The 21,309-nt window shown below is 61.2% G+C and carries 18 protein-coding genes; 9 read left to right on the top strand and 9 right to left on the bottom strand.

Annotated features, from left to right (window positions below):
* Position 1: 1 nt before the first annotated feature.
* On the bottom strand, positions 2-1,264 hold the full coding sequence (locus LQK83_RS03200; RefSeq protein ID WP_230835827.1) for a hypothetical protein: 1,263 nt from the start codon (positions 1,262-1,264) through the stop codon (positions 2-4).
* A gap of 211 nt (positions 1,265-1,475) precedes the next feature.
* Here LQK83_RS03200 and LQK83_RS03195 point away from each other — a divergent pair, with 211 nt between their 5' ends.
* The 3 genes from LQK83_RS03195 to LQK83_RS03185 all read left to right on the top strand — a co-directional run bounded on the left by LQK83_RS03195 (position 1,476) and on the right by LQK83_RS03185 (position 4,765).
* Positions 1,476-3,089, top strand: a complete 1,614-nt coding sequence (locus LQK83_RS03195; RefSeq protein ID WP_230835826.1) for a GMC family oxidoreductase — start codon at positions 1,476-1,478, stop codon at positions 3,087-3,089.
* A 93-nt stretch (positions 3,090-3,182) separates the two neighbouring features.
* Positions 3,183-4,310: an S-(hydroxymethyl)glutathione dehydrogenase/class III alcohol dehydrogenase gene (locus LQK83_RS03190; RefSeq protein ID WP_230835825.1), complete on the top strand. Its 1,128-nt coding sequence runs from the start codon at positions 3,183-3,185 to the stop codon at positions 4,308-4,310.
* Positions 4,310-4,765, top strand: a complete 456-nt coding sequence (locus LQK83_RS03185) for a GNAT family N-acetyltransferase (protein ID WP_230835824.1) — start codon at positions 4,310-4,312, stop codon at positions 4,763-4,765. The genes LQK83_RS03190 and LQK83_RS03185 overlap by 1 nt, the downstream gene beginning before the upstream one ends.
* A gap of 102 nt (positions 4,766-4,867) precedes the next feature.
* On the opposite strand, the gene alaS is transcribed toward LQK83_RS03185, so the two are convergent.
* Entirely contained in the window at positions 4,868-7,528 is a 2,661-nt protein-coding gene (gene alaS / locus LQK83_RS03180; protein WP_230835823.1) for an alanine--tRNA ligase, read from the bottom strand.
* 190 nt (positions 7,529-7,718) lie between these two features.
* Positions 7,719-8,807 carry a recombinase RecA gene (gene recA / locus LQK83_RS03175; RefSeq protein ID WP_230835822.1) on the bottom strand — a complete coding sequence of 363 codons (1,089 nt, stop codon included), beginning with the start codon at positions 8,805-8,807 and terminating at the stop codon, positions 7,719-7,721.
* A 225-nt stretch (positions 8,808-9,032) separates the two neighbouring features.
* Here recA and LQK83_RS03170 point away from each other — a divergent pair, with 225 nt between their 5' ends.
* From LQK83_RS03170 to LQK83_RS03160, 3 genes are all read left to right on the top strand, one after another.
* The gene (locus LQK83_RS03170; protein WP_230835821.1) at positions 9,033-9,977 is read left to right on the top strand and encodes a carbohydrate kinase family protein; all 945 of its coding nucleotides are present in this window, start codon (positions 9,033-9,035) and stop codon (positions 9,975-9,977) included.
* A 25-nt stretch (positions 9,978-10,002) separates the two neighbouring features.
* Positions 10,003-10,932 carry a pseudouridine-5'-phosphate glycosidase gene (locus LQK83_RS03165; RefSeq protein WP_230835820.1) on the top strand — a complete coding sequence of 310 codons (930 nt, stop codon included), beginning with the start codon at positions 10,003-10,005 and terminating at the stop codon, positions 10,930-10,932.
* 186 nt (positions 10,933-11,118) lie between these two features.
* Positions 11,119-12,138: a hypothetical protein gene (locus LQK83_RS03160; protein WP_230835819.1), complete on the top strand. Its 1,020-nt coding sequence runs from the start codon at positions 11,119-11,121 to the stop codon at positions 12,136-12,138.
* Between the two features lie 95 nt (positions 12,139-12,233).
* Here LQK83_RS03160 and exoR read toward each other — a convergent pair whose 3' ends face one another.
* The 4 genes from exoR to LQK83_RS03140 form a co-directional block, all read right to left on the bottom strand.
* Positions 12,234-13,037 (bottom strand): exopolysaccharide production regulator ExoR, encoded by an 804-nt coding sequence (gene exoR / locus LQK83_RS03155; protein ID WP_330166259.1) that lies wholly within the window; start codon positions 13,035-13,037, stop codon positions 12,234-12,236.
* A gap of 440 nt (positions 13,038-13,477) precedes the next feature.
* The gene (locus LQK83_RS03150) at positions 13,478-16,324 is read right to left on the bottom strand and encodes a valine--tRNA ligase (protein ID WP_230835818.1); all 2,847 of its coding nucleotides are present in this window, start codon (positions 16,322-16,324) and stop codon (positions 13,478-13,480) included.
* A gap of 274 nt (positions 16,325-16,598) precedes the next feature.
* Complete coding sequence (locus LQK83_RS03145; protein ID WP_230835817.1) at positions 16,599-17,027, bottom strand: CBS domain-containing protein; 429 nt, start codon at positions 17,025-17,027, stop codon at positions 16,599-16,601.
* Positions 17,028-17,158: 131 nt separating this feature from the next.
* A complete protein-coding gene (locus LQK83_RS03140) occupies positions 17,159-17,944 on the bottom strand; it encodes a rhomboid family intramembrane serine protease (RefSeq protein WP_230835816.1) in 786 nt (261 codons plus the stop codon).
* A 173-nt stretch (positions 17,945-18,117) separates the two neighbouring features.
* Between LQK83_RS03140 and LQK83_RS03135 the strand changes: the two genes are divergently transcribed.
* Complete coding sequence (locus LQK83_RS03135; RefSeq protein ID WP_230835815.1) at positions 18,118-18,729, top strand: PilZ domain-containing protein; 612 nt, start codon at positions 18,118-18,120, stop codon at positions 18,727-18,729.
* 77 nt (positions 18,730-18,806) lie between these two features.
* Here LQK83_RS03135 and LQK83_RS03130 read toward each other — a convergent pair whose 3' ends face one another.
* Positions 18,807-19,148: a hypothetical protein gene (locus LQK83_RS03130; protein ID WP_230835814.1), complete on the bottom strand. Its 342-nt coding sequence runs from the start codon at positions 19,146-19,148 to the stop codon at positions 18,807-18,809.
* A 216-nt stretch (positions 19,149-19,364) separates the two neighbouring features.
* Between LQK83_RS03130 and LQK83_RS03125 the strand changes: the two genes are divergently transcribed.
* Positions 19,365-19,964, top strand: a complete 600-nt coding sequence (locus LQK83_RS03125; protein WP_230835813.1) for a transglutaminase-like cysteine peptidase — start codon at positions 19,365-19,367, stop codon at positions 19,962-19,964.
* Between the two features lie 69 nt (positions 19,965-20,033).
* Here the strand turns inward: LQK83_RS03125 and LQK83_RS03120 are convergent, their stop codons facing one another.
* The gene (locus tag LQK83_RS03120; RefSeq protein ID WP_230835812.1) at positions 20,034-20,366 is read right to left on the bottom strand and encodes a hypothetical protein; all 333 of its coding nucleotides are present in this window, start codon (positions 20,364-20,366) and stop codon (positions 20,034-20,036) included.
* Positions 20,367-20,491: 125 nt separating this feature from the next.
* On the opposite strand from LQK83_RS03120, the gene LQK83_RS03115 reads away from it, so the two are divergent.
* Positions 20,492-21,211 (top strand): hypothetical protein, encoded by a 720-nt coding sequence (locus tag LQK83_RS03115; RefSeq protein WP_230835811.1) that lies wholly within the window; start codon positions 20,492-20,494, stop codon positions 21,209-21,211.
* Positions 21,212-21,309: the final 98 nt, after the last annotated feature.

The following is a 21,309-nucleotide window of genomic DNA, read 5'->3' as shown; positions in this document are numbered from 1 at the left end:
TTCAGCGCAGCCCGAAGAGCAGATCGGCTGAGAAGATGATCGCATAGCTGTGGATGATCACGGCGGCATAGAGGCCGAGCCCGACCAGCAGACGCTCTGCCGGGCGCATGGGCGTAAGCTCGTCCCGCATTTTCACGGCGCCGGCGCTGATCATGCTGAGAAGCGCGAAGATGGCGAGCGACAAGACCAGAATGTCCTGCGGTACTCCGACTTGCCAGCCGGTGACGGCGATGACGGCGGAAATGCCGAAACTGCCCAGCATCTGCATGCCGAGCCCCGGAAAGATCCGCCGCAGCACCTGCCCGCCATCGAAGCGCGCCATGGGCAGGAGGTTCAGGAGATTGAAGCCGCCGAGAACCAGGATCAGCACGAGAAGCGGCCGGTCGAGCACAGCCGTCGCGTTACTCTTCATCGCCGCCTCATGGCCGACAATCGCGATCGGCACGACGAAGGCGGACATGCCCGCCCCCATCAAGGCGCAGGTCGCGGCCTCGAAATGGGAATTGTAGGGCCGCCCGCCCATCGCGATTCCGCCCAGAAGCGGCACGAAGATCATCCGCGCCGTGCGATGCCCGAAGGCACGATAGGCCGCCATGTGGCCGAGTTCATGCATGACGATGACCAGCGTCAGGATGGTGGAAAGCACCAGTCCATTGAGAGTCAGCCCGAAAAAGGGCCAGAACAGCAGCGTGGAGACGACGGCCAGAAACACCTGCATCGGTGGACGTTCGAACACGCCGACCTTCTTCGCCTCACCCGTCTTCAGCCAGCCCTCCAGCGAGCGCATTTCACGGCGCAGCGCAAAATAGCGGTAAACGAGGAATGCGATGCCGCGGTAGCGGTCCGTCTGCTCCACCGTGAGTTCCGTCACCCCGCCATCGGCCCGCAGCCGCCGCCGTTCGTGGAAGGACGCCCAGACAGTGGGATCGAGGACCGTGTCGTCGACGACACGTGTCGAAAAGGCAAACCGGTCTTCGCGGGAAATCTCAAGAACGCGCTCGATCGGCGCGCCCTTGCGATCGAGATTCTGGTAGGCCTGGCGGGCAAAGCGCCCGGCCGGATCTTCGGCGCGCGAAGACAGCAGAGACGGGTTCCAGTCGGCATGTTCGCCGAGCGGATCGATGGCCGACCAGAGATGTTCGGGCCGTGCCTCGAACCTGCGAGTCATCCTCAGCGTCCGCACGCCCACGGGTGCGGCCATGATCAGCCAGAGAAGGAACAGGTTGATCCCCAGAAGGATCAGACCCGGATTGATTGTGTCCACCGTCAAAACCTCGATACAACGCGGAGGAGAACATGAAGGATAACACGCGAAAGTTAACGGTCACCTGCGACTTACCCGCGTACCACTCCCGCAGCGACACAAGCGCGCAGCACCGCCCCAGACCTGCGAATGCGGCTCCGGCTGGGCTTTCGCCGCGTTGACAAGCGTCGGATTCCTTGCATCTTCTTCTACCGGGAGCGGAGGATATTTCATGGAATTTGATTACGTCATTGTCGGCGGCGGATCTGCCGGATCGGTCCTGGCTGCGCGGCTTTCGGAAGATGCGCGCATCACGGTCTGCCTGCTGGAGGCGGGCGGCGAAGGGCGCGGGCTCGTCACTCGCATGCCCTTCGGCACCATCGCCACCCTGCCCGGCAAGCCGAAAATCACCAACTGGGCTTTCGAGACGGTCCCGCAGAAAGGCCTGAACGGCCGGCGCGGATACCAGCCCCGGGGCAAGGCGCTCGGTGGCTCCAGCGCCATCAACGCCATGCTCTATATCCGCGGCCAGCCGGAGGATTATGACGGCTGGGCGCTCGACGGCTGCCCCGGCTGGGGCTGGCACGACATGCTGCCCTGGTTCCTGAAGTCGGAAGGCAACCAGCGCGGCACCTCCGCGCTTCATTCCGGTGACGGCCCGCTGCAGGTGTCCGACCAGCAGACCCCGCGCTCACTCGCGGACGATTTCATCCGCGCGGCAGAGGAATGCCAGATCCGCCGCAACGACGATTTCAACGGCCCCGAACAGGAAGGCGTCGGTCTCTACCAGGTGACACAGTTCCATGGCGGCGCGAAGAATGGCGAGCGCTGCTCGGCCGCTGCGGCCTATCTGCATCCGGCGATGGGTCGCCGCAATCTCAAGGTTCTCACCGGCGTTCAGGCGCAGCGCATTCTTTTTGAAGGCAAGCGCGCCGCCGGCGTCCGCTACAAGGAGAAAGGCACAGAGCGGAACGTGCGCGCCCGCCGCGAGGTCATCGTCTCCTCCGGCGCCTTCGGTTCGCCGCAACTCCTCATGCTCTCAGGGATTGGCCCGGCGGCACATCTGAAATCGCTCGGCATCGAGGTGCTGAACGACCTGCCCGGCGTCGGCCAGAACCTGCAGGACCATCTCGATTACGTTCTGCCCATCTTCACCACCATCAAGGACACGGTTGGCATTGGCGCGGCCGGAACGGCCAAGATCATTGCGGAAGCCCTGCGCTGGCGGCGCGACGGAACCGGTATGCTCGCCACGCCCTTTGCCGAAGGCGGCGCCTTCATCAAATCGAGCCCCGATGTCGACCGGCCGGACCTGCAATTGCATTTCGTGCTCGGCATTCTCGATGATCATGCCCGCAAGCTGCATCCCGGCTATGGCTATTCGATCCATGTCTGCGTGCTGCGCCCAAAAAGCCGCGGTGAAGTGAAGCTCGCGAGCCGTGACGCGGCAGCCGCCCCGCTGATCGATCCGAACTATCTCGCCGATCCGCAGGACGCCGATCTGATGCTCAAGGGTGTCAAGCGCGTCCGCGCCATTGCCGCCGCGCCGTCTCTCGCCCGCCATTTCAAGCGCGAATTGTTTCCGCTTAAAGACGGCAGCGACGCCGAACTGATGGCGCATGTCCGCGCCCGCGCCGACACGATCTACCACCCGGTCGGCACCTGCCGCATGGGCAACGGGCCGATGTCCGTGGTGGATACAAGCCTCAAGGTGCGCGGCGTCGAAGGGCTTCGCGTCATCGACGCCTCGATCATGCCGAACCTCATCAGCGGCAACACAAATGCGCCGACGATCGCGATCGCCGAGCGCATGGCGGTCGAAATCGCTGCGGCGGCCCGGGGATGATTTTTGCCGCGGCAGGGCTTGAGCCGGTGCCGCGCGCCGTGCCACAACATGGCTCGACATTTGATTTATCAGAAGAATCGGAAGGAAGCCCCCATGGATGTCCGCGCCGCCGTTGCCGTTCAGGCAGGAAAACCGCTCGAGATCATGACCGTCCAGCTCGATGGCCCGAAGGCCGGAGAAGTGCTGGTTGAAATCAAGGCGACCGGCATCTGCCACACCGACGATTTCACCCTGTCGGGCGCCGACCCGGAAGGCCTGTTCCCGGCCATTCTCGGCCATGAGGGCGCCGGCATCGTCGTCGACGTCGGTCCGGGCGTCACCTCGCTGAAGAAGGGCGATCACGTCATTCCGCTCTACACGCCGGAATGCCGCGAATGCTATTCCTGCACCTCGCGCAAGACCAACCTCTGCACCTCGATCCGCGCCACCCAGGGCCAGGGCGTGATGCCGGACGGCACGAGCCGCTTCTCGATCGGCAAGGACAAGATCCACCACTATATGGGCTGCTCGACCTTCGCCAATTTCACCGTTCTGCCGGAAATCGCGCTCGCCAAGATCAATCCCGACGCGCCCTTTGACAAGGTCTGCTACATCGGCTGCGGCGTGACGACCGGCATCGGCGCCGTCATCAACACGGCCAAGGTCGAGATCGGTTCGACCGCGATCGTCTTCGGCCTCGGCGGCATCGGGCTCAACGTGCTGCAGGGCCTGCGGCTTGCCGGTGCCGACATGATCATCGGCGTTGATATCAATCCGGACCGCAAGGCATGGGGCGAAAAATTCGGCATGACGCATTTCGTCAACCCGAAGGAAGTCGGCGAAGATATCGTCCCCTACCTCGTCAACATGACGAAGCGTCATGGCGACCTGATCGGCGGCGCGGATTATACGTTCGACTGCACGGGCAACACCAAGGTCATGCGCCAGGCTCTGGAAGCCTCCCATCGCGGCTGGGGCAAGTCGGTCATCATCGGCGTTGCCGGCGCGGGCCAGGAAATTTCGACGCGTCCGTTCCAGCTGGTCACCGGCCGCAACTGGATGGGCACGGCCTTCGGCGGCGCACGCGGCCGCACGGACGTGCCGAAGATCGTCGACTGGTATATGGACGGCAAGATCCAGATCGACCCGATGATCACCCACACCATGCCGCTCGAAGATATCAACAAGGGCTTCGACCTGATGCACAAGGGCGAGAGCATCCGCGGCGTCGTACTTTACTGATGACAGCTGCGACCTACAGCGTCGAGATCAGGGACATGGGCGGATTTTCCGCCCATGAACTTTATGTGCTCCTGAAACTGCGCGTCGATGTCTTCGTGGTCGAGCAGAACTGCCCCTATCCCGAGCTTGACGGCAAGGACGATCAGGCGCTGCACCTCATGCTGAAACGCGGAGGCGAGATCATTGCGGCCGCTCGCATCTTCCCGCCGCATGACGATGTGCCCGCCAAGATCGGCCGCGTCGTCGTCTCGCCCGCCCATCGCGGCGAACGGTTGGGCGGGGCTCTGATGCAGGAGGCGCTGAAGACCTGTCACAGCCGCTTTCCCGGCGCACCGGTCTTCCTCTCTGCGCAAAGCCATCTGCAACGCTTCTACGGCAGCTTCGGCTTCAAGCCGGTTTCGGGAGAATATGTCGAAGATGGCATTCCGCACATCGATATGCTGAAGGCCGACTGACCGTCCGGAGGCGGGATAGGGTCTGCATCTTCATGGATGAAAAAACAAAAAAGCCCGCAAAACCAGAAGGTCTCGCGGGCTATTTAAATTCGTTCCGTTGCGTCAGCCAGCCAGTGCCTGAGCTACGGCCTCGACTGCCTCCGCGGCCTTCGCCCCATCCGGACCGCCGGCCTGCGCCATGTCGGGACGGCCGCCGCCGCCCTTGCCGCCAAGTGCGGCAGAGGCGATGCGGACGAGATCGACGGCGCTGAAGCGGCCGGCGACATCCTCCGTTACGGCAACCACGGCGCTCGCCTTGCCGTCGGCCGACACGCCCACGAAGCAGACAACGCCGCTCTCGACGCTCTTCTTGCCTTCGTCGGCGAGACCCTTCAGGTCCTTCGGCTCGACGCCCGTCACGACCTTGCCGAGATACTTCACTCCATTGACCTCACGGACCTCCTGGGCTCCACCACCGGCGGAACCGCCGAGCGCCAGCTGGCGGCGCGCCTCGGCGAGTTCACGCTCCAGCTTGCGGCGCTCGTCCATCAGAGACTCGACGCGGCCCACAATCTCGCCCTGCCCGACCTTGAGCAGACCGGCCAGCGTCTTCACGCGCTCGTCCTGGGCAGCCAGATAATCGCGGGCAGCGGAACCGGTCAGAGCCTCGATGCGGCGAACGCCGGCACCGACCGCGCTCTCGCCGAGAACATGGACGAGGCCGATATCGCCTGTGGCGCGCACATGCGTACCCCCACAGAGTTCGACAGAATAGGGCTTCCCGGCCTTGGCGCCGCGAACGCCCGTCCCCATGCCGACAACGCGAACCTCGTCGCCATACTTCTCGCCAAACAGCGCCATCGCGCCTTCCGCGATCGCATCGTCCACACTCATAAGGCGCGTCGTGACCGGCGCGTTCTGAAGCACGATTTCGTTCGCCATTTCCTCGACGATCTTCAGCTCTTCCTCCGACATCGGCTTCGGATGCGACACGTCGAAACGCAGGCGCTCGGGCGCAACCAACGAGCCCTTCTGGGCGACGTGGGTGCCGAGCACTTCGCGAAGCGCCTCATGAAGAAGATGGGTGGCGGAATGGTTGGCGCGCAGCTGGCCGCGGCGGTCGTGATCAACCGTCAGGAGGGCCGCATCGTTGACCTTGATCGTGCCCGAAACGACGCTGCCATAGTGCACGAAGAGGCCCTCGCCCTTCTTCTGCACATCGCTGATCTCGACCTTGGCCGAACCCGCCACGAGGACCCCGGCATCGCCCATCTGGCCGCCGGATTCACCGTAGAACGGCGTCTGGTTTACGATGATCTGCACCGCCTCGCCTTCCGAGGCGCTGTCGACCGACTTGCCGTCCTTGACGATCGCCTGGACGGCGCCCTCGGCTTCCTCGGTGTCGTAGCCGAGGAACTCTGTCGCACCGAACTTCTCTTTCAGTTCGAACCAGATCGTTTCGGTCTGCGCCTCGCCGGACCCCGCCCAGCTCTTGCGGGCCTCGGCCTTCTGGCGCTCCATCGCGTCGGTGAAGCCGGCGAGATCGACATTGATTTCACGGGCGCGCAGCGCGTCCTGCGTGAGGTCGAGCGGGAAGCCATAGGTGTCATAGAGCTTGAAGGCCGTTTCGCCGTCGAGCATATCGCCCTTCGAGAGCGTCGAGGTGGCGTCGGACAGCAGGCCGAGACCGCGCTCCAGCGTCTTGCGGAAGCGGGTTTCTTCGAGCTTCAGCGTTTCGGAAATGAGCGCTTCTGCGCGCACCAGCTCCGGATAGGCCTGACCCATTTCGCGCACCAGTGTCGGCAGCAGCTTGTAGATCAGCGGATCGCGCGCGCCGAGCAGCTGAGCATGGCGCATCGCGCGGCGCATGATACGGCGAAGCACATAGCCACGGCCTTCGTTCGACGGCAGCACTCCATCGGCAATCAGGAAGGCGGACGAGCGCAGGTGGTCGGCAATGACCCGATGCGAGGCACGATGCTCGCCCTCAGCCGCAACGCCAGTCGCCTCGACCGAGGCCGCGATCAGGTTTCGGAACAGGTCGATATCGTAATTGTCATGCTTGCCCTGCAGGAGCGCAGCGATGCGCTCGAGGCCCATGCCGGTGTCGATGGATGGACGCGGAAGTCCCACGCGCTCCTCCTTCGACAATTGCTCGTACTGCATGAAGACCAGGTTCCAGATTTCGATGAAACGGTCGCCATCTTCTTCCGGCGAACCGGGAGGGCCGCCCCAGATATGTTCGCCGTGATCGTAGAAGATTTCCGAGCACGGCCCGCAGGGGCCGGTATCACCCATGGCCCAGAAATTGTCGCTTGTCGGAATGCGGATGATGCGGCGCTCGGAAAGGCCGGCGATCTTCTGCCACAAACCATGCGCCTCGTCGTCCGTATGGTAGACCGTGACCAGAAGCCGGCTCTTGTCGATACCGAATTCCTTGGTGATCAGGTTCCAGGCAAGCTCGATGGCGCGCTCCTTGAAATAGTCGCCAAAGGAGAAGTTGCCGAGCATTTCAAAGAAGGTGTGATGGCGCGCGGTATAGCCGACATTGTCGAGGTCATTGTGCTTGCCGCCGGCGCGCACGCATTTCTGCGCGGTCGCAGCCGTCGTATAGGGCCGGCTTTCAAGTCCGGTGAACACGTTCTTGAACTGCACCATGCCGGCATTGGTGAACATGAGTGTCGGGTCGTTGCGCGGCACGAGCGGGCTCGAGGCCACGACTTCATGTCCGTTCTTCTTGAAGTAATTCAGAAACGACGACCGGATTTCATTCACGCCACTCATGGGAGCCCTTCAATATTCTTTTTCGACCGAACACGGCCAGAACCCCGCAAGAGCCGGGGAAACAAGCGCTTTTATAACCCGCTTGCGCAACTGTCCAGACTTGAGCATGCAAGGAAATATGCAAAAGAAAACCGGCCGCATCGCTTAAGGATGCGGCCGGTCTCAGAAGAACATCCCGAAGGATTTGAAATTACATGTCGGCAGCCAGATCGCCGTCGTCGCCATCCGGACCGCCCTTGTCGAGCAACTGGTCGGCGAGAAGGCCGGCATTCTGGCGCAGCGCCATCTCGATTTCATTCGCAAGGGCAGGATTGTCGCGCAGGCACTGCTTGGCGTTTTCACGGCCCTGGCCGAGACGCTGGCTGTTATAGGAGAACCATGCACCCGACTTCTCGACGATACCGGCCTTGACGCCCAGGTCGACAAGCTCACCCGTCTTCGACACGCCTTCGCCATACATGATGTCGAATTCGACCTGCTTGAAGGGCGGCGCCATCTTGTTCTTGACGACCTTGACGCGCGTCTGATTGCCGACAACCTCTTCCCGATCCTTGACAGCACCGATACGGCGGATGTCGAGACGGACCGAAGCATAGAACTTCAGAGCATTACCGCCCGTCGTCGTTTCCGGCGAACCGAACATGACGCCGATCTTCATACGGATCTGGTTGATGAAGATGACCATGCAGTTCGAGCGCGAGATCGAGGCGGTGAGCTTGCGCAGCGCCTGGCTCATGAGGCGGGCCTGCATGCCCGGCAGGCTGTCGCCCATTTCGCCTTCGATTTCGGCGCGCGGCGTCAGTGCCGCCACCGAGTCGACGACAAGCACGTCGATCGCGCCGGAGCGCACCAGCGTATCCGTGATTTCCAGTGCCTGTTCGCCCGTGTCCGGCTGCGAGATCAGCAGGTTCTGCAGATCGACGCCAAGCTTGCGGGCATAGACCGGGTCGAGCGCGTGTTCGGCATCGACGAAGGCGCAGATGCCGCCCTTCTTCTGGGCTTCCGCAATCGTCTGAAGCGCCAGCGTCGTCTTGCCCGAGCTTTCCGGGCCGTAGATTTCCACGATACGCCCCTTCGGCAAACCGCCGACGCCGAGCGCGATGTCGAGCCCGAGCGAGCCCGTGGAAACCGTTTCGATCTCGATGATGTTCTCGTTCGAGCCGAGCTTCATGATGGAGCCCTTGCCGAACGAACGCTCGATCTGTGAAAGTGCGGCTTCAAGAGCCTTGCTTTTATCCACCGATTTGTCCTCTACCAGCCGCAAAGAATTCTGTGCCATGGGTCCACCTTTAGGTTATTGAAGCAGCCTGGGCAACAGCGCCGCCGATGCCGATTTTGTACATGATATGTTCTCATTTCGCAAGAGCCATTCAAGCAATTGAGAAAGATGAGGAAATTGACACATGTTCACATTATGTTTCGCCTGTGAATTCAACAGCTTCATAGGGAGTGGCAGCAGCGCGTCATCCCCGGCGGCAACCTTTGATTCGGAAAGGACCGGCCGATGAGCGGCGCACGAATCGTCGTGGTTGGCGGCGCCCATGTCGATCGGCGCGGCCGCATTTTCGGGGACACCAGGCCCGGCGCCTCCAATCCGGGCGCCTGGTTCGAGGAAGCCGGCGGCGGCGGCTTCAACGCGGCGCGCGCCCTCGCCCTGCTCGGCCATGATGTGACGATGGTCAGCGTCGCGGGCGGCGATTCGGGTGCGGCGCTTGTCGAGGCCGCGGCAGCCCGCACGGGCGTGACACTGAACGGCTTTACCTTCCTCGACCGGCAGACGCCGAGCTACACGGCGATCCTCGAGGCCGATGGCAATCTGGTGATCGCGCTGGCCGATATGGGGCTTTACGATCTGATGACGGCGCGTCGGCTGAAGGTAAACTGGCTGCGCGAAACGCTGGAACAGGCCGACTTCATCCTTTGCGACGCGAATCTGCCCGGCGAGACGATCGCCATGCTCGCGGCGGACGCATCCGCCCGCGCCATCCCCATCGCCGCGATCGGCATTTCGCCGGCAAAGATCGTGCGCCTGATCCCCGCCCTGCCCGCACTCGATTTCGTGTTCATGAACGAGGCAGAAGCAGCAACGCTCGCCGGCCCGCAGACAGACGCGCACGACTGGCCGAAACGGCTTGCCGAACGCGGGTTGAAGGGCGGCGCGATCACCCGTGGCATGAAGCCCGCGCTCCTTTGGCGGGACGGTGCAGCTGTCGAGCTCGCCCCGCCGGCGGTCGAGACGATCGGAGATGTCACCGGCGCCGGCGATGCCTTCGCGGCAGGAGCCATCGACGCATTTTTGGCCGATGCGACAGTTTCCGATATGATACGCCAGGCAACGGCGCTGGCGCGCCTGACGGTGCTGTCGCCGCTGGCCGTTGCGGAAAATGTAAACCGTCAGTCGCTTTCCGAAATCCTGGCTCTTGTGCCGCAACCGGAAATGCTGGATTGAAACGGCAGGAACAAGGAAGAAACCCATGAATACGAACATCAACCCGGCCGCGAACGTCGTTTTCAGCCAGGAAGTCGCAGAGGCCAAGGCGCGCGGCGCCGCCATCGTCGCCCTTGAATCGACCATCATCACGCATGGCATGCCCTATCCCGGCAATCTCGAAATGGCGAAAAGCGTCGAGGGAATCATTCGCGACGCGGGCGCCGTTCCGGCAACCATCGCCGTGATTGACGGCACGCTGCATATCGGCCTTGAAGCAGACCAGCTGGAAACGCTGGCGCAGACGCAGGGTGCCATGAAGCTCTCGCGCGCCGACTTCGCCTTTGCGATTGCAGAGCACCGCACGGGCGCGACCACGGTCGCCGCCACGATGATTGCCGCAGCCCGCGCCGGCATCTCGGTCTTCGCAACCGGCGGCATCGGTGGCGTCCATCGCGGCGCCGAACAGAGTTTCGACATCTCCGCCGACCTGGAAGAACTTTCCCGCACCGCCGTCATCGTGGTCTCCGCGGGCGCCAAGGCGATCCTCGACGTGCCGAAGACGCTGGAAGTGCTCGAAACCAAGGGCGTTCCGGTCGTCACCTTCGGCCAGGAAGAATTCCCCGCCTTCTGGTCGCGCTCCTCGGGCCTCAAGAGCCCGCTGTCGCTAAACACCGCCGCAGCAATCGCCAATTTCCAGAAGACGCGCGCCGAGTTCGGCATCCATGGCGGCATGCTGATCGCCAACCCGGTGCCGGAAGCCGACGAAATCCCCCGCGACGAGATGGAAATCTATATCGGCCGCGCGCTGGCCGATGCGGAATCAGATGAAATCCAGGGCAAGGCTGTTACGCCTTACCTGCTCGATTCGATCTTCCGCATCACCGAAGGCCGCAGCCTGAAAACGAATATTGCGCTCGTCGAGAACAACGCCAGGCTGGCCGCCGAAATCGCGGTGGCGCTGACGGTTGCCTGAGACCGGCCCGGAGGCACTGCAGACCTCGTTTGCGGTGCCATTCTTTTTCGAACAGCCTGCGCGTCACCCCACTTTGGCCGCACGCTGCCCCCCCCCCGCAATATTGATGGTCTTTGTCATCCGCGAATCCTGCTAATCAGGAGATAGCGCCACCACAGGCGTGCTTCTGGAGCAAGGCGGGTTAGCATGTTCTCCATCCTGATACCGAGCAATCGACCGTTCGATGCCGCGCTCCGCTCGCTCGACAGCGCGCTGCAATATGTCGAAAAACGAAGCGGCTTTCTGATCGTGTCGGACAATTCCGGCGACGCACGGAAGCAGAAGGCCCTGCTCGGCTGCTCGCCTAACCTCATTTATTCGGTGCCGGACGACATGAGCGCCCAAGGTAATCTTCTGAATGCGATCAACATGGCAACAACCGATTTCGTCATGCTCATGGGCGACGACGACGAGATCTACGAGAGCCCCGATGAGCCGCCCCTGGATCTGTCGACATTGCCGGCGGATTATGTCGGGGTCAAACCGTTGATTGCGGTTACGAATGCAGAAGGACAAATCAAGCGCGTCAAGGATTTTGCGCTGGAGCAGAATACGGCAAGCGAAAGAATGTTCGGCTATAACGAGAATTCGGGCGGCGACAATTCCGCCTTTTACAGCATCTTTCGACGCCTTCCTTTCTCGAACCTCCTGAAACACTTCTACGCCGAGCATCCGACCAAGCCGGGAAATGCGGACTGGGCGTTGGCCTACACGCTGTTTTCCTACGGGAAATTGGCCTATGACCCCAGCACGATCCTGAAATACAATTTCCAGAAATGGGAATCCGGTCAACAGGTTGACGCGCAGGTAAAGGCGATCTTCACTGCGGCGAACCTCGATGCGAGCGCAGCGCATTACCGGCAATTGCTCATCTATCTCGACATGATGATCCTGTCGCACAGCCATGTGTCCCCACTCGGGGACGAAGACAAGGCCGATATCGCGGAGAATGCCGGGCGATCGTTTCTGCAGGGTTTCCTGAACCGCGTTGTCCAGACACCTGAAGTGTACGATCCCAAGGTCGTGGCGGCTGTCCGAATGTGGATGGATCGAGACGCGCGCAACCCGCAAGACGACCTGCAGCGTGCGATCGATCTCACGGGTTTCATCGACCCCTCCCTGCCGGGGCGCTACAGGACATTTCTCGAGGTCTCGCGGGCGGCTTGAGGCCGCGAACCTCAGGCGGACAGGCCGCAACGACAGCCGGAATCGAAAAGGCCCGGACAGAGCCGGACCTTACCGTTTGAAAAAGCGAAAGCCGTTCAGTTGGCCGAGGCGAAGGCGATTGACTGCGCCATTTCGGTGGCGCTGCGACGCTGATCTTCGCTGGCGACAGAAAAGGCCTGCTCCTGCAGGTCCTGAACCCAGACCTTGTCGTCAGGCTGACAGTGATCGAGCGCCGCCGTCATATAGGCAAGGCCGCGCACCGTCTGGCCCTGCTGGAAAAGCAGGCTGCCGAAAAGCGCGGTGGCGCCCACATGGCCCTTCTTGCGGGCATGGTTCAGCCACTTCATGGCTTCCAGCACATCCGGCTTGCCGCCCTGGCCCGCCAGGATCATCTTGGCAAGCTGGAACTGCGCCTCGGAAACGCCGAAGGTGGAAGCGACCTGGAAATAGAGCTGCCGTGCTTCCGCCGGATCGGCCTTGACCGGGCTGCCGGGAATACCGTTGAGATAATAATGCGCCAGCGCCATCAGCGCGTTGATGAAATAGCCGGTATCGGCAGAGCCTGGCTCGATGCCCTTGCCCGCAATGTCGCTATACATCTTGAAGGCCTCGAAGTCGTCACGGGTCACCCCGTCGCCATCGGCATACATGTTGGCCAGCGCCCAGCGCGACCCGGTGTGGCCCTTCTCGGCGGCGTAGCGATAGGCCTCCACGGCTTCCGATTTCTGCCCGGCCTTGTAAGCCTTGAAGCCGAACTTGAAGAGATCGAACGGACCGGAGTCCTTGTTGACGCCCGCATTCGGATCGAACGCATAGCACGGCTTGAGGGGCATGATAGACAAGGTAGCGAGCAGCCCGACCACGGCCGGCGTCGCGAACCTCAACGCTGTCTTTACCATGATGTCACGCATCTCCCGTCCCGCACATGCGCTCGTCGCCCGGATATGGCACTCCGTTTCACGCGGACGCGAAACCCCATCCCAGGCGCACATGAGAAAAGAATGTTTCCCTCTTCCCGTCGCGCGCCCATCGGCATCAAACTCAAAAATGCGGCCTGGTTCATAATGTCCTTGAGGCGCGCCCTCCGCATCATCCCCTCCCGCCAACCTTGCGGAACGTACTGATGCGCCTGTCAAATCCAGAGCGCCCTTTGCTGTTAACAAGCTGCTCCTGCTTTGTGGCGGGAAATGGACAAATTGTAAGGTGGAGCCGGCCGACGAAGATGATCCGGTGAAAGATGTTGCTGAATCGTCACATTTTCCGACACAGGCACCAGAAAAAACAAACCCGGCGCCAGAAAATCGCGCCGGGTTAAGTCTTTATTAACCTTACCGAAATCTCAACCGGCTTCGGCAATCCGCGAAAGCGCGACAAGAAGGCTCGCCTTCTGACCCTCCAGTTCGGCGAGTTTCTCGCGTTCGGCCTCGACGACCTCCGGCTTGGCATTCTCGACGAACTTCTCGTTCGACAGTTTTGACGAAATCTTGGCGATATCCGCCTCGATCTTCGCGAGTGTCTTTTCCAATCGGCCCTTCTCGGCGACAAGATCGATCAGACTACCGAGCGGCAGGCAAACGGTTGCCTCGCGCACCACGATCTGTGCCGAGCCCTTCGGCGCGTGATCGGCAAAGGAGATCGCCTCGACGCGCGCCAGACGCTGCACCGCTGCATCGTGACGCTCCAGCCGGCCGGCTGTCAGCGAATGCGCACCCACGACGACGAGCGGCGCAGTGGCAGCTGGCGGGACGTTCATTTCGGAACGCGCAGAGCGGATACCGGAGACCAGATCGATCAGCCAGTTGATTTCGTCGGCGGCCGCATCGTCCTCGAAGTCCGGCGTCGGCCATTCGGCATGGCAAAGCAGCTGTTCGCGCGGGGCGCCTTCCGGTGCCGTCACAGCCCAGAGCTCTTCCGTCATGAAGGGCATGAACGGATGCATGAGCTTGTAGGTCTCTTCGAGAACATAGGCAGCCGTCGCCTGCGCTTCGGCCTTCGCGCCTTCGTCCTCGCCGTTGAAGATCGGCTTCAGGAGTTCGAGATACCAGTCGCAGAACTGATTCCAGACGAACTTGTAGATCGCCCCGGCCGCATCGTTGAAGCGGTAGGAGGTGATCGCTGCCGTGACTTCACGTGCAGCACGGGAGAACTCGGTCAGGATCCAGCGGTTGACCGTCAGCGCAACCGCTTCCGGGACGAAATGCGGATCAGCGGCACCGACACCGTTCATCTCGGCGAAACGCGTGGCGTTCCAGAGCTTGGTGCCGAAGTTGCGGTAGCCGGCAATGCGCGCCGGGTCGAGCTTCACGTCGCGCCCTTGCGCCGCCATGATGGCCAGCGTGAAGCGCAGCGCATCCGCACCATATTCGTCGATGAGTTCGAGCGGATCGATAACGTTGCCCTTGGACTTCGACATCTTCTGCCCGTTCTTGTCGCGCACCAGCGCATGGACATAAACGGTGTGGAACGGCTCGACCGGGTTGCCGTCCTCGTCCTTCATGAAGTGCAGGCCCATCATCATCATGCGGGCGACCCAGAAGAAGATGATATCGAAGCCGGTGACGAGAACATCCGTCTGGTAATACTTGTCGAGTTCCGGCGTCTGTTCGGGCCAGCCGAGGGTCGAGAAGGGCCAGAGCGCGGACGAGAACCACGTATCAAGAACGTCTTCATCGCGGGTCAGAATCTCGCCCGGCTGGAAGTTCTCAAGCTTCTCCTCGACCCAGGCCTTCCAGGGGCCTTCATGCGCGATGTAGTGCTGGATGGCGGCGTGCAGCGCCTCTTCCTCGGTCTTTTCGACGAAAACCTGACCGTCCGGACCATACCAGGCCGGGATCTGGTGACCCCACCACAGCTGACGCGAGATGCACCACGGCTGGATGTTTTCCATCCACTCGTAATAGGTCTTTTCCCAGTTCTTCGGCACGAACTTGGTGCGGCCTTCGCGAACGGAAGCGATCGCGGGCTCGGCGAGCGTCTTGGCGTCGACATACCACTGTTCGGTGAGCCGCGGTTCGATCGGCACACCGCCACGATCGCCATGCGGCACCATGTGCTTGTGCGGCTCGATTTTGTCGACGAGGCCCTGCTCCTCCAGCATCTCGACGATCAGCTTGCGCGCGGCAAAACGATCGAGACCCTGCAGCGAGGCAATGGTGTTCTTCAGCTCCGCCGTATCGGCGAGACCGTCCAGGAACTCTTCGTTGCCCTCGATATCGATCTTGCCGTCGATGGAGAGCACATTGATCATCCTGAGGTTCTGGCGCTTGCCGACCTCGAAGTCATTGAAGTCGTGCGCAGGCGTCATCTTGACCGCACCGGTGCCGGCGTCCGGATCCGGATATTCATCGGCGACGATCGGGATCAGGCGACCGGTCAGCGGCAGCACGACATGCTTGCCGACGATGGCCTGATAGCGCACATCGTCCGGATGAACCGCAACGCCGGTATCGCCCAGCATGGTTTCGGGGCGTGTCGTTGCCACAACGAGATAGTCACGCGTTTCCCACTCGGTTGCCTTTCCGTCTTCATCGAAGGCGACGGGGTGCTGATAGGTGACGCCCTTTTCCAGCGGGTAGCGCAGATGCCAGAGATTGCCGTTGACCTCGACCTGCTCGACCTCAAGGTCGGAGATCGCGGTCAAGAGCTTCGGGTCCCAGTTCACAAGGCGCTTGTCCTTGTAGATCAGGCCTTCCTTGTACAGCGTGACGAAGACTTCGAGAACGGCGGCGGACAGCCCCTCGTCCATGGTGAAGCGCTCACGCGACCAGTCGCAGGAGGCACCGAGGCGCTTCAACTGGTTGAAGATCAACCCGCCCGATTCCGCCTTCCACTCCCAGACCTTCTCGATGAAAGCATCGCGGCCCATGTCGCGGCGGCCCGGCTGCTTCTCTGCGGCAAGCTTGCGTTCGACAACCATCTGGGTCGCGATGCCCGCATGGTCCATGCCCGGTTGCCACAGCACGTCCTTGCCGCGCATGCGCTCGAAACGAACCATGATGTCCTGCAGCGTATTGTTGAGCGCGTGGCCCATATGCAGCGAACCGGTCACGTTCGGCGGCGGGATGACAATGGTGAAGCTTTCCGCATCCGGCTTCGCATTCGCGCCGGCGCGAAACGCTTGCGCAGCGTCCCACCTCTTGGCGATTTCCGGCTCTACGCTTTTGGAATCATAGGTTTTGTCAAGCATGGCGGATCAGCTTCTTCATGTGTTCATGGGGTCCGGTTTGTAAACCGGATGCACATCATGAAGTCAACAAAAAAGCCATTCCGTGACAAAGCACGGAATGGCAATCCGACAAGCATTGTCCCACCCCTCCAGAAGGCGTCCCTTCGTCCGGGGTCAACAGGACGACGACATGGACAACGGACCGTCGGTATACGATCTTTGACGAATGAAACTATAGCTGCCTGGCGACATCCCGCCAAGCCATATTCTGAAATTCTCATACGACGTGTTTGTTTCAGCCGGCGATATAGGCCTTGATATGCTCCGCCTCGCTCTCGATCGCGCGGATATGTGCCTTGACGACGTCACCGATGGAGATGATTCCGACCAGACGACCATCCCGCTCGACCGGAATATGCCGGGCGCGCCGGGCGCTCATGAGCTGCATGAGACTGTCGACCGTCATGTCTTCGGTGCAGCGATAGACATTCGACCACATGACATCAGCGATGGACCGCGACAGACATGACGCGCCGTGATCGGCAATGGCGCCGACAATATCGCGCTCGGCGATGATGCCGACGATGCGCCTGCTGTCATCCACCACGACCACGGCACCGATGCGCCGCTCATGCAGAACCTTCGCCACATCGGCAACGGTGGCCTTCGGACCAATCGTGACGACATCGCTGCCTTTTTCGTTCAGAATTGCCTTGACGTTCATTGGCTTCTCCCAAATCCAATGCCACATTCGCTTTTCGCGATCGCAAGACTTGCGCTCCTCCTGCAAGCCTCACAACAAGGTTATGGTGCTACGGACTTGGCTTCAATGCAAGTTTTTCCCGCAGTTGTTCTTTAAGCGCGCCCTTTTCCGACAGGATCAAACAGCGGAAACAGAAGAAAACCCGCCAGAAAGCCACCGAGATGTGCCTGCCAGGCAATGGCCTGAGCCTGACCGGGCACACCGACGCCAAGGCCCGCGAGAACGACATTCGCCACCAGCCAGAAGGCGATGAAGAGGAGAACCTCGCGGCTCTTCAGTGCTTCGACGACGGAAAGCCGGCGCTGGATCGCCGAAAGCGCCGGATCGCGCATCCCTCCGTCACCTGCCCAGACAAAGCGGCAGGCCGCGCCCGTCAGCCCCGAGATTGCACCCGAGGCCCCGACCAGAAGCGCCCCGGACCCGATATTGGCCAGCCAGAAGGCAAAGGCGGCGACAACGGACGTGAGCACCCAGAAGGCCGCAAATCGCAAGCCGCCGATGCGCAGCACGACCGGCGTTCCGAAAACGGCGAGCCAGATGTCGTTGAAGATCACATGCTCCCAACCGCCATGGAGAAATGCATAGGTCACGGGAGATATCAGCGCAGAAACCGTTTCGCCGGACAACGAGCCGTCATAGCGCGCCGGAATGAAGCCGCCGTAATAATAAAGCGCCTGCACCGTCGCGTCATCGAACACCCATTCCACCAGAGCCTCGATGCCGAGCGTCACCGCCACCACCAAGACGATGGCGAAGGGCACGTTGAACAGCGGCTCGCGGCCACGCGGCGGCTGGTCGTCAGGCTCTGGGCCGCTTTTAGCGGCGTCCTCTCCCATGTTTCGCATGTCCTGGGCCGGATGATCGCGCTCGTTTTCCATGACTGTCCTGAACTCCGCCGATGACACACACCCTCAATTACGGATCGCGGCGACAAAAGAGAAGCCGCCCGCCGCAAAAATCTCGATGCAGAATTTCAATCCGGGAAAACCAAGTGTTAACCGGACGAGCGCTAATGCTGTTCAAGGTAAATCTTGAGATTCGCAGGAAAAAGATGGACACGACGCAGATCGCGCAAAGCCGGGTGCCCATGGCCAACGACCAGCGCATGTTCCAGCGCGTGTCGGTCAGCCTGCATGGACGCATGCTGTCCGCATCTCGCGAAGAAACCGATTGCGTGATCGTCGACATGTCGCCGGGCGACGCCCAGATCGAGGCGGACGCCCATGTTCAGCTCGGCGACCGCATCATCGCCTATATCGACCATATCGGCCGCATCGAAGGCGAAGTCCTGAGCCTCGGCTCGAAGGGACGATTCGTGATTTCGGTCAACGCCACGGAGCGCAAGCGCGAGAAGCTCGCCGCCCAGCTGACCTGGATCGCCAACAAGCACGAACTCGGCCTGCCGGAAGATCGCCGCCACGAACGCCTCGCGCCCCGCAACAATCGCTCGGAAATCGTCCTCGACGACGGCCGCGCCTATCCCTGCCGTATCATCGACCTGTCGCTTTCTGGCGCAGCCATCGAAATCTCCGTCCGTCCCGCCATTGGCACCGCAGTCCAGCTCGGCAACATGCGCGGCCGCGTGGTGCGCCACTTTCAGGAAGGCGTTGCGATTGAGTTTTCGGCGCTACAGACACGGGAATCGCTCTCCGGGTTGCTCTAATTCGGCGCTGGTACTGCAAAATAACATTTGGCGTTTTTAGCGGAACATGAAGTGCTATGGCGTGACAGCCGTAGCAGCTATTTCTTTTCGCGCACCATGCCGGGCACGTTCAAACCGTTCGGCCCGTAAAGCAATATTCCGCTGGCGCAAACGCCATCACGATCCTCCTTTTCAAGGTCAGCGATTTGTTGGCGTGCATCAGCGCGCACGAGCTCCCCATCGGGTCCGCCCAGCCTGATACCGTGCATGGTTAGAACCAAAGCTCCAGCCATATTGTCGCTTTCTAGAGCAGGACACAGCTTTGCAATGGCCAAGACGGTTGCGATATGATGCATTGCATTTCGCTTTTCACGCGCTCCCGCAAAAACAGGGCCGGTGATTAGACCTAAAATAGCAGTCACGAGAACCAAAACTCTCATAGCCACCCCCCAATGAAATTCCACCATAACAGGAAAATCTTGATATATACACGCATAAAATACGAACAATTTTAATCAAATTCGCCTCAAGATTTATTCTTATTCTATTCAAATTTTATTCTTATTATCATAAGTATTGAGCCGAATTAGACTGGAAAGTTTCGCGTGATATAAAAATATCGCTGCTATTGCTGTTCTCAACACGGGAGAATAGCAATGCAAAGAACAATAAGAATAGCGCTTGCCGCCCTCGCCTTCATCGTCTCCGGCACCGCCAGCGCATTTGCCCTGCCGGCCAACATGCTGAGCCTGGGCGCGACCAATCCGCCCATCGGCCATTACGAATATTGCAAGCGCAATCCTGGCGACTGCCAGCCGAATACGGACGGCCAGCAGGCCTTTCGGCTCGACGAGACGAACTGGAAGACGATCCTCAGGATCAACTACAACGTCAATACGACGATCAAGCCGATGACGGACCAGGAGCTTTACGGCGTAGAGGAATACTGGGCGATCCCCACCACCGCCGGCGACTGCGAAGACTACGCGCTGCTGAAGCGCAAGCTCCTGCACGAGGCAGGCGTTCCCTATTCCGATCTGCTGATGACGGTGGTTCTCCAGCCGAACGGCGAAGGCCACGCCGTCCTGACCGTGCGCACCGATCGCGGCGACTTCGTCCTCGACAACATGCGCAACAAGGTCATGCTGTGGTCGGAAACCGAATATCGCTTCCTCAAGCGCCAGGCCACCGACAATTCGGCCAAATGGGTGAAGCTCGACGACGGTCGCACCACCGCGGTTGGTTCGCTTCGCTGAACCGTTCCCCAGCGAGCATGGGAAACGCGGCCTCACAGGGCCGCGTTTTCAGTTTCAGGGTTTTCGGCGTCAGTGAAGGTTGAAGGCCAGCCGCACGAGGTTCAGGACGACATAGCCGTAAAGCGCGGCCCAGCCGCCGGCCGCGAGCCATCCGGTCGCCTGCTGGGCCGGCGTTTCCTCGCCTGACCGCCAGCCTTCGACAAGCCGGGTCGCAAACAGGCCCGGACCGCAGATCATCGCCGAAGACCAGAAGACGAACAAGCGGCCGAGGCGCCCCTCGGACCCCGCGCCTCGCTCGGCGGCGGCATAAAGCCCACCCCCCTGAACGACAAAGCCGCACAGCGCCAGCGGAACGGCGAATCCGGTCAACAAACACAATACAAGATCGGCGAAATTCATCATTTGTTAACCCTATTCCAACAGGGTTGAGCGAGCAAGAAACGTGCCGCGATTTTCTGTGTTCTTTCGGACCAGACCCGCCCCGCAACGGGACAAAGGGCCGGCGCGTCAACAAGGGGCGTGCAGAGATGGCACAGGACATGATCGATTCGGCGCCGGTCCTCTCCGCCGGTCTCGTGCGCAAGACAGTCATCGGCGCGATCATTCTGGGCTCGCTCACCGTCGGCCTCAGCCTTGCCGGCAAATGGTATGGCAAGCGCATCGCCGTCGGTGAATATTCCGCCAGCACTGCGCCGGTCGACATCACGATCGGCCCAGACCGGCTGAGCCTTCCGCAAAACGTCATCCGCTTTCCCGAGCAGCGATTCTCCGGCAAGCAGGAGCAGATAAATCTCGCTCTGCAATGGCCGGAAATGAAGGGCTACGATGCCGCAAGCGCCCACCGCTTCTTCGACATCTCCGATGCTACCTCGCTGATATTCCTGCAAATGTCCCAGTCGATCATGACCCGCGACATGTCCGGCCGAGTGGGCCCGATCTATTCGCGGCTGTTCGACGGCCCGGCCGAACAGGGCCCGGCTGGCCTGTCGCTGCACCGATTCCGTCAGGGGTCCGGTTACGGCGACGAAGTTCTGCTGACCGATCCGAACGGCGGCGCGGAACCCTATGCCGTGCGCTGCGTCCTGCCCGCATCCCCGTCCCAATCGACGGGAGCGGACTGCCAGCGCGACGTCATCGCCGGGTCCGACCTCAGCGTTCAGTACCGATTCTCTGCAAATCTCCTGAAAGACTGGAAGCGGCTCGACGACGCTGTACGCGCTTACGCCGCCGCCCATCTCGCCAGCTGAATCCGCCCCCATTGAATCCGCACTTTTCGAACCGGAGGCCCGCACCGCCGGCGCCACCGTTTGGGTGCGTTCCGCGCCCGCTTTTTCCCGAGAATTTG

Origin of the sequence: Rhizobium sp. C1 (assembly GCF_021026335.1) — a bacterium.
Classification (GTDB): Bacteria; Pseudomonadota; Alphaproteobacteria; order Rhizobiales; family Rhizobiaceae; genus Ensifer_A.
Note: the sequence above shows the minus strand (reverse complement) of the source record. Positions and strands in the feature narration are given on the sequence as shown.